The 8,221-nt window shown below is 68.9% G+C and carries 6 protein-coding genes; 4 read left to right on the top strand and 2 right to left on the bottom strand.

What is annotated here, in order from left to right; genetic code table 11:
* The first annotated feature begins 27 nt into the window (after nt 1-27).
* Complete coding sequence (locus ACIA6A_RS40155; RefSeq protein WP_396103402.1) at nt 28-1,932, top strand: hypothetical protein; 1,905 nt, start codon at nt 28-30, stop codon at nt 1,930-1,932.
* 19 nt (nt 1,933-1,951) lie between these two features.
* On the opposite strand, the gene ACIA6A_RS40160 is transcribed toward ACIA6A_RS40155, so the two are convergent.
* Both ACIA6A_RS40160 and ACIA6A_RS40165 read right to left on the bottom strand, forming a co-directional pair.
* Complete coding sequence (locus ACIA6A_RS40160) at nt 1,952-2,515, bottom strand: NADPH-dependent FMN reductase (protein ID WP_396103403.1); 564 nt, start codon at nt 2,513-2,515, stop codon at nt 1,952-1,954.
* 10 nt (nt 2,516-2,525) lie between these two features.
* Nucleotides 2,526-2,972 carry a MarR family winged helix-turn-helix transcriptional regulator gene (locus tag ACIA6A_RS40165; protein ID WP_396103404.1) on the bottom strand — a complete coding sequence of 149 codons (447 nt, stop codon included), beginning with the start codon at nt 2,970-2,972 and terminating at the stop codon, nt 2,526-2,528.
* Nucleotides 2,973-3,058: 86 nt separating this feature from the next.
* On the opposite strand from ACIA6A_RS40165, the gene ACIA6A_RS40170 reads away from it, so the two are divergent.
* From ACIA6A_RS40170 to ACIA6A_RS40180, 3 genes are all read left to right on the top strand, one after another.
* Nucleotides 3,059-5,245, top strand: coding sequence for an LLM class flavin-dependent oxidoreductase (locus ACIA6A_RS40170; RefSeq protein ID WP_396103405.1), 2,187 nt, complete (start codon nt 3,059-3,061; stop codon nt 5,243-5,245).
* Nucleotides 5,242-6,078: an LLM class flavin-dependent oxidoreductase gene (locus ACIA6A_RS40175; RefSeq protein ID WP_396103406.1), complete on the top strand. Its 837-nt coding sequence runs from the start codon at nt 5,242-5,244 to the stop codon at nt 6,076-6,078. The genes ACIA6A_RS40170 and ACIA6A_RS40175 overlap by 4 nt, the downstream gene beginning before the upstream one ends.
* Before the next feature lie 80 nt (nt 6,079-6,158).
* A complete protein-coding gene (locus tag ACIA6A_RS40180; protein WP_396103408.1) occupies nt 6,159-8,108 on the top strand; it encodes a glycosyl hydrolase family 28-related protein in 1,950 nt (649 codons plus the stop codon).
* The last annotated feature ends 113 nt before the right edge of the window (nt 8,109-8,221 follow it).

The following is an 8,221-nucleotide window of genomic DNA, read 5'->3' on the forward strand; positions in this document are numbered from 1 at the left end:
CGACCCGCCGGGTGCCAACGTGTCCATATGAGACGTAGAGCTGCGGTCGTCGCCGCTTTGATCACGGCGATGGTGGTGACGTCCGCGGGTGCCGCGGGTGCCGCCCCCAAGTCCTCGTACACCTTCCTGAAGCCCGGCGGTCAGCCCCGCCTGGTGGAGAAGGTCCCGGTCAACGTCGTCTTCCTGGGCTATGAGCCGGCCCAGGTCGCCAAGAGTGCCTACACCGCGGGGCTCGCCAGGAAGTACGAGCCGGTCGTGCGGTCCCGGCTCTGGTACGGACAGACCGAGAAGCTCGGCATCACCTACACCTACGACTACAAGATCTCGTACAGCTCCGGCACGTACGAGGACAAGTTCTTCAAGCAGCTCGGCAAGCTCGCCACGCCCGCGCCACTGACGACGTACCAGAAGGCCTACAACTCGCAGCCGGGCACCCGGGACGTCACCGACAACCACTACATCGACGCGCCGAGCGTGGAGAAATGGCTGGCGTTCAACCCGCCGGCCGGGGTCGACACCCGCCGCGACACGATCTTCTTCATCAACTGGTACGGCCGGTCCGACTTCAAGTTCCACGTGTACACCAAGACGAACGAGCCGGACCCGGACACCGGCGCGAACTTCGGCGCGGACCGCGACAGCCGCAAGATCACCGCCTGGGGCGGCACCACCGCGGACGACGAGGAGAACGGGCTCGGCAGCACCCGCCGGGTCTGGTTCCACGACCTGTCGGCCGGTCCCGAGTCGTGGACCAGCAACTACATCATCACGGACGAGGACCTGGACGGTGACGGCGTCGCCGATTACACGATGCCACCGATCTGGGAGTACGCGGCGAACGGTCACCGCTCCCCGGCGGCGCTGGCCGGCGACCTGACCAAACTCACCCGGTACGTCGCCCTGAACCTGATCATGACGACCTCGCCGTTGTACCCGGTGGAGCTGCCGGTGGACCTCCCCAGGTCGATCAACGTGGACAGCAACACGTACGAGGGCTGGCCCGGGGTGGACGCCTCCGCCAATTACATCAAGCCGAAACTACTGCTGGAAGAGCTCGGCGACCTGCGCTGGCGCAACAAGATCGACTATGACAACCAGGATCTGCCGTACGACGCCAAAGCCGAGGAATGCTACGTCGGCACACTGGAAGACGTCAGCTGCTACCCGGAGGACGGCTACCCCGGCGGCGCGAACCTGTACCTCTACAACTGGAAGAACCTGGACCGCACCAAGGACGACGCCGGCAAGGTCGACTATGAGCTGCCGGTGTTCAACTACGCGGTCGGCGAAGGGGTCGATTCCCCGGGGCTCGGTTACGCCGACGACAACTGGGTCGACGGCACCCAGACCGGCGTCTTCGCGTTCGTCTCCCCGCAGATCGTCGAGAACGGGTACGGCCTGACCACCACGCTGATCCACGAGGTGGGCCACCACCTGGGAATGAGCCACCCGCACGACGGCTACGACAGCGAGACCGGCGTCGACTACGGCCCCGAGGGCGACACGTTCTTCGCCTGGGCCGGCGACGAGCAGAACTCCATGATGAGCTACATCGACCTGAACTGGGACTTCAGCCAGTTCGACCGGGACAACAGCGACCGGTTCCTGACCGCCGCGTACTTCGAGGGCGCGAACCGGCTGGCCGCCGACGTGGGCAACCGGTCGCGGACCGAACTGCGGGCGGCCGACGGCTTGCTGGGCCTGGCCACGGCCGCGTTCGCGCGGCACGATTACCGCGGCGCGTACACGTTCGCCGAGGCCGCCTACAACAAGGTGGTCGCCGCGGCCAGGAAGGCCGGGGTGGACCCGGCGGGTGCGGCCCGGGCCATGTCGGCCGAGGCCGAGGAAGCCCGTCGCGCCGGTGCCGACGTGCACAGCCCGCACGAGTTCATCGACACCCTGGGCCCGGAGAGCCCCCGCAGCCAGCCGTGACCGGCTGCGGGTTCACTTCTTACTTCCGCAGCTGAGAAAGCACGCTGTCGAGTCGAGCGAGCTCGTTGACGACCGGTCCCACCCCGGCGGCGACGAGCTCGTTCGGCACGAACTCACCCTCGTCGTTCAGGAACTGGCCGGCGAACGGGATCGGCACCGCCTCGAAGATCGGCACCATCCGCAGCGTGGTGACAACCTGCTTGAGCGCCTGGGTCGCGCGCAGGCCGGCCGAGACACCGCCGTAGCTGACGAACGCGACGGGCTTGTCCGCCCACTCCTTGTGCAGGTAGTCGATCGCGTTCTTGATCGTCGCGTTGAAGCTGTAGTTGTACTCCGGGTGCACGATCACGAACGCGTCCCCGCGCGAGATCGTCTCGCTCCACCGCAGCGTGTGCTCCTTGGTGTACTGCCGGAGCCGCGGGTGGTTGGGCTCGTCGAACAGCGGAAGGGCATACTCCGCCAGGTCCACGAGCTCGACGTCGAACGGGCCGTGCTCGGCGGCGGCCTGCGCGAACCACGTCGCGATGGGGAGGCCGATCCGGCCGGGGCGGGTGCTGGCCACGATGACCTGAAGAATTGCCATGATGGCGACCTTACTGTTCGTGGCGCGGTTGATCCCGGGTGAGCCTGGCCACCACCTGCTCGGAAATCGTGCTCAGCACAGCCAGTTGCTCGGCGGACAGCACATCCCCGAAGTAGCGCCGGACAGCCTCTTCATGGCAGGCCCGAGCGGCGGCGATCTGCTCCCGCCCCTTGTCGGTGAGGTGGATCACCGCACCGGGAGCCTTCTCGATCAGGCCCCGCTGCTCCATCCGGCGAAGCTGGTGTGACAAACGAGACTTCTCCCAGGCCAGGCCGCAGCGCAGGGCGACCGAGCGCACACTGCTCTCCTGCGACTGCTCCAGGAAGAACAAGATGTCAAAATCGGGCTCGGACAGGCCGGTCGAGCGGGTCAGCTCACGGTTGATCTGCCCGTTGAGCAGCACCCGCATGCGCTGATACGCCTGCCAGGCGGCGGAGACGTCGGCGGTCGCGGTCACAGCACGAATATTACGTCTGTTTGCAGATCACCTGAGGGTTGATGTATCAACGAGTTGACACATCAACCCGGGCGGAAGGCTGAGCGATGACAACCGAGCACCCGATGAGGTTCGGCGTACTGGCCTCACCCGGCCCCGACGCCCTCGCCCTGGCCCAGGCCGCCGAAAAACTCGGCTACGACCTGATCGCCGTCCCCCAGATCCCGATAGCCTCCCCAGCCCCCGATTCCCGGTCAACGGCCGTCCCGGCGGCGGTGGGCGGGATGGACGGTCTGGACTCCTGGACGCTGCTGACGTGGATCGCCGGCCGGACCGAGCGGATCGGCCTGCTCGCGGCGGGCCTCGCGCTCGGCGACCGGGAGCCCGCGGTGCTCGCCCGGGCCGCCGCCAGCCTCGACCTGCTCTCCGGCGGCCGGCTCGAGCTGGCATTCAGCGCGGCTGGGGGTGATGGGGCTGAGGTTGTTGCTGGGGTGGGGGAGTTTGTCGAGGTTGTGCGGGGAGTGCTCGACGCCGGGGAGGCTGGGCCTCTGCGGCACCTTGGGAAGCACTATCGGGTGCCGAACGCGCAACGTGGTCCGCTGCCCGCTCACCGGATCCCGATTGTGCTCTCCGGGGATTCCGTGCGGATGGCTCGCCTTGCCGGGCGTACCGCTGATGGGTGGTGGGAGCTGGGCCCGGCCGGCCTGGCCGTCGCCGGCAAGGTTGTCGACGAGGCTGCTGTCGAGGCCGGGCGGGATGCCGCCGAGGTTCGCCGGATCGCTGTTGTGATGCCCGGCAGCACCGCCGCGGAGCTGATGGCGCTCGGGGCCGACACGTTCCTGGTGTGCACCGATGATGCCGGTGAGCTGCGCCGTTTCGCTGAGGAGACGATGGCGGGTCTGCGGCGTGACGCCCCGGCACCCACCATCATCCGGCCTTCTTCGGTACGCGCGAAGCGCCGCCCCGGCATCGATTATGACAACCTGCCCGCGGCGTTGGCAGGGACCGCCGTGGAGCCCGGGGACCTGGATTATGCGCGGGTCCGGTCCACGTACATGCGTGGTGGATCTCCGGGTCTGGTGTTGCGTCCCCGGGACACCGCCGAGGTGGTGGCCGCCCTGGCTCACGTGCGGGCGCATCCGGAGCTGCCGATCGGGCTGCGCAGCGGCGGGCACGGCGTCAGCGGGCGGTCCACGAACGACGGTGGGCTGGTGATCAGCCTGGCCGCGCTGAACTCGATCGAGATCGTCGACGAGGCTCGGCGGCTGGTCCGGGTCGGGGCCGGTGCGCGCTGGACGGACGTCGCGGACGCGCTGCTCCCGTACGGATGGGCGTTGAGTTCGGGTGATTATGGCGGGGTCGGGGTCGGTGGTCTCGCGACCGCGGGCGGGGTCGGCTGGCTGGCCCGCAAGCATGGCCTGACCATCGATCATCTGCGTGCGGTGGAGATGGTGCTGGCCGACGGTTCGGTGGTGCGGGCGTCGGCGGACGAGAACGCCGATCTGTTCTGGGCGGTTCGGGGGGCCGGCGGCAATTTCGGGGTGGTGACGTCGTTCGAGTTCGAGGTGGACGAGGTCGGCAAGGTCGGGTTCGCCCAGCTCGTGGTGGCCGCCGACGATCCGGCGGAGCTGCTGGTCAAGTGGGGCCGGGCGATCGAGGCGGCGCCACGGGACCTGAGCGGTCAGCTGATCATGGGTCCGCCGCGGGCCGGGCAGCCGGCGTTCGCGCAGCTGATGGGCGTGGTCGACGCGGAGGATCCGGAGACGATCATCGATCAGCTGCAGCCGATCGCCGCCGTGGCGCCGTTGTATCAGCAGAACGTGACGCTCATGCCGTACGCGGGGGTCATGGCGAACGCGGCCGACGGCTATCACCAGGGCGCGGGCGATCCGGTCTCGCGATCGGGGTTGATCGCGCACCTGACGCCGGAGTTCGCGCGGGCCGCGGCCCGGGTGCTGGCGAGCGGCGCGGTGCACTGGTTCCAGATCCGCACGGTCGGCGGGGCTGTCGCGGATGTGCCGGCCGGTGACACGGCGTACGCCCATCGGTCGGCGAACTTCTCGGTGATCGTCATGGGGTCGTCGAAACGCCGGGTGGACGCGGCGTGGGACGAGCTCTATCCGCACTTCGAGGGCCTGTATCTGAGTTTCGAGACCGATCAGAGCCCGGCGCGGGTCGAGGACGCGTTCCCGCCGGCGACGCTGGCGCGGTTGCGGGAGCTCAAACGCCGTTATGACCCGGGCAACCTGTTCCGCGACAACTTCAACATCCTTCCGGAAGGTGCGACGCGATGACGGACTACGGGCACGACCTGCTCTTCGGCACGTTCATCACCCCGACGGCCCAGCCCGCGGAGCAGGCGGTCGAGCTGGCCGTCGTGGCCGATCGGGCGGGACTCGACCTGGCGACCTTCCAGGACCACCCCTATCTGTCGCGCTTTCATGACACCTGGACCCTGATCTCGTACGCGGCGTCGCGCACCGATCGCATCAAACTCAGTGGCAATGTGCTCAGCCTCCCGTTGCGTCAGCCGGCCGTGCTGGCCCGGGCGCACGCGAGCCTGGACCGGCTCACCGGCGGCCGGATCGAGCTGGCCCTCGGCGCCGGCGCGTTCTGGGACGGCATCGAGGCGATGGGTGGCCGTCGGCTGACCCCGGGTCAGTCGGTTGTCGCGCTGGGTGAGGCGATCGGGGTGATCCGGGAGGTGTGGGCCGGTCGGGGGCCGGGTCCGGCTCACGACATGAGCATCTGGGTGGGCGCCTACAAGCCCAGGATGCTGCGCCTGGTCGGCCGGGCCGCGGACGGGGTGCTGCCGTCGCTGTCCTACCTGGAGGGTGGACCGGGCGACTACGCCGAGATCAACAAACACATCGACGGCAGTGCCGAGGCCGCCGGCCGGGACCCCCGCCGGGTGCGCCGGTTGCTCAACATCAACGGTACGTTCTCCGGCCTCGGCCGTTCCTTCCTGAACGGTCCCGCCGAGCAGTGGGCCGAGGACCTGGCCGGCCTGACCCTGGAGCACGGCGTCAGCGCGTTCATCCTGGCCAGTGACGACCCGGCCGCGATCGAGGAATTCGCCGCCGATGTCGCCCCCGCGGTCCGGGAGCTGGTGGCCGCCGAACGGTGAAAATTCTGAGCAGCCGACTGGAAAAACGCGACAGTCTCTTGTGGGCTTCGTCACAGGCGACCTAAGGTCGGCACATGTCCATGCCTGCATGGCGGACAGGCGTTCCACCGCGCCTCGCCGCCTTTGCCGTTGTCCCCCTCACCCTCCTCGGGCTCGCCGTCCCCTCGGCGGCAGCGGCTGTCACCGCCGGCCCGTTCGTCACCCGGGCCGGGCTCGACCCCGCGCTCGTCGCCGGCCGGGGCGCCACCGTCCCGTTCGCCGAGCAGGAGGCCGAGAATGTCCGGCACACCGGCACCCTGATCGGGCCGGACCGGACCGCGTACACGCTGCCCGCCGAGGCCTCCGGCCGTAAAGCCGTCCGCCTGGCCCCCGGGCAGTACACCGAGTTCACCCTGCCCGCGGCCGCCAACGCGATCACCGTCCGATACGCGATCCCCGACGCGCCCGGAGGCGGGGGCATCACCGCGCCGCTGACCGTCACCAGTGCGGCCGGGCGCCGGAGCATGACGCTGACCTCGCAATACTCGTACCTGTACAACCAGTACCCGTTCACCAACGACCCGCAGGCCGGCCTGTTGCACCCGGACTGGTGGATCACCGAGTGCGCGTGCGTGCCGGCGGAGACCAGCCCGGCCCCGGAGATCGCGAAACCGTTCCGCCCGGCGCACTTCTACGACGAGCAGCGCCTGCTGCTCGGCACCACCCTGCGAGCCGGGGAGAAGATCCGGCTGACCGCCACGGCCGGGGCCGCCTGGACCGTCATCGACCTGTTCGACTCGGAGCTCGTCGCCCCGCCGCGGGTCACCCTCGCCGCCGCGAACGTGCTGCTCTTCGGCGCCGACCCGACCGGCCGGCGAGACTCCGCCGCGGCATTCGACAAGGCCATCGCGTTCGCCCGCAAAGCAAGACTCCCGGTGTACGTGCCGCCCGGCACCTACCAGGTCAACCGGCACATCATCGTGGACGATGTGACCATCGAGGGCGCCGGCAACTGGTACACGACCGTCAAGGGCCGCGGCGTCGGCTTCTACGGCCGGGACGCGTCCGTGGGCGGCAGTCGTCACGTACGCCTGCGCAACTTCGCGATCGAGGGCGACGTGCGGGAACGCGTCGACACCGACCAGGTCAACGGCATCGGCGGGGCACTGAGCGACTCCCGCGTCGAGGGCCTGCACATCCGGCACACCAAGGTCGGCATGTGGTTCGACGGCCCGATGACGAACCTGACGATCATCGGCAACACCATCGTCGACCAGATCGCCGACGGCCTCAACTTCCACACCGGCGTGACCGATTCCGTGGTCCGCCACAATGTCGTCCGCAACACCGGGGACGACGGGCTCGCGCTGTGGTCGGAGACGACCGCGGACGCGCGCAACGTCATCGACCACAACACCGTGCAGTCGCCGACGCTCGCCAACGGCATCGCGATCTACGGCGGCACCGACACCACGGTGTCCGGCAACCTGGTCGCCGACCCGGTCCGCGAGGGCAGCGGCCTGCACGCCGGGTCCCGGTTCGGCGCCGAGCCGTTCGCCGGCAAGCTCACGTTCAAGGACAATTCCGTCGTACGGGCGGGAACGTACGAACTCAACTGGCGGATCGGGCTGGGCGCGATCTGGTTCTACGCTCTCGACCGGAGCATCAGCGCCGACGTCCGCGTCACCGGCGACCACTACCTGGACAGCACCTACAACGCGATCATGCTGGTCAGCGAATGGGGCGTGAAGGACCTCTACGCGATCGACGGGGTCGCGTTCAAGGACGTCCGGGTCGACGGCACCGGCACCTCGGTGGTCAGCGCCCGGTCGGCGGGCTCCGCGTCCTTTGAGAACGTCGACGCCCGCAACGTCGGGGCGGTCGGGGTCAACAACTGCGGTTCGTTCCACTTCACGCCGGCCGGATCGGAATTCACGCTCACCGACCGTGGCGGGAACGACGGTGGCTGGCTGGGACCGTACGTTCCCAACGCCCTGACCTGTGACGACCGCCCGCCGGTCGTCCCGCCGCCCGCGCCGACCACCTGGTAAGCGCGGGTTTGCGGCCTTCTAGGTGTGATGTCCCCAGACGTTGGTCGAGGGGTTGTGACCACTCGATCTGAGGATCTTGGATCGATCTGGTGAACAGATGAAGGCCTCCAACG

Source organism: Actinoplanes sp. NPDC051494, from assembly GCF_044454705.1.
Classification (GTDB): domain Bacteria; phylum Actinomycetota; class Actinomycetes; order Mycobacteriales; family Micromonosporaceae; genus Actinoplanes.

What these genes read in the sequence shown, in the direction of transcription:
- ACIA6A_RS40160 (WP_396103403.1), bottom strand. Translation starts at nt 2,515, where the DNA reads ATGGCAATTCTTCAGGTCATCGTGGCCAGCACCCGCCCCGGCCGGATC.
- ACIA6A_RS40155 (WP_396103402.1), top strand. Translation starts at nt 28, where the DNA reads ATGAGACGTAGAGCTGCGGTCGTCGCCGCTTTGATCACGGCGATGGTG.
- ACIA6A_RS40180 (WP_396103408.1), top strand. Translation starts at nt 6,159, where the DNA reads ATGCCTGCATGGCGGACAGGCGTTCCACCGCGCCTCGCCGCCTTTGCC.
- ACIA6A_RS40175 (WP_396103406.1), top strand. Translation starts at nt 5,242, where the DNA reads ATGACGGACTACGGGCACGACCTGCTCTTCGGCACGTTCATCACCCCG.
- ACIA6A_RS40170 (WP_396103405.1), top strand. Translation starts at nt 3,059, where the DNA reads ATGACAACCGAGCACCCGATGAGGTTCGGCGTACTGGCCTCACCCGGC.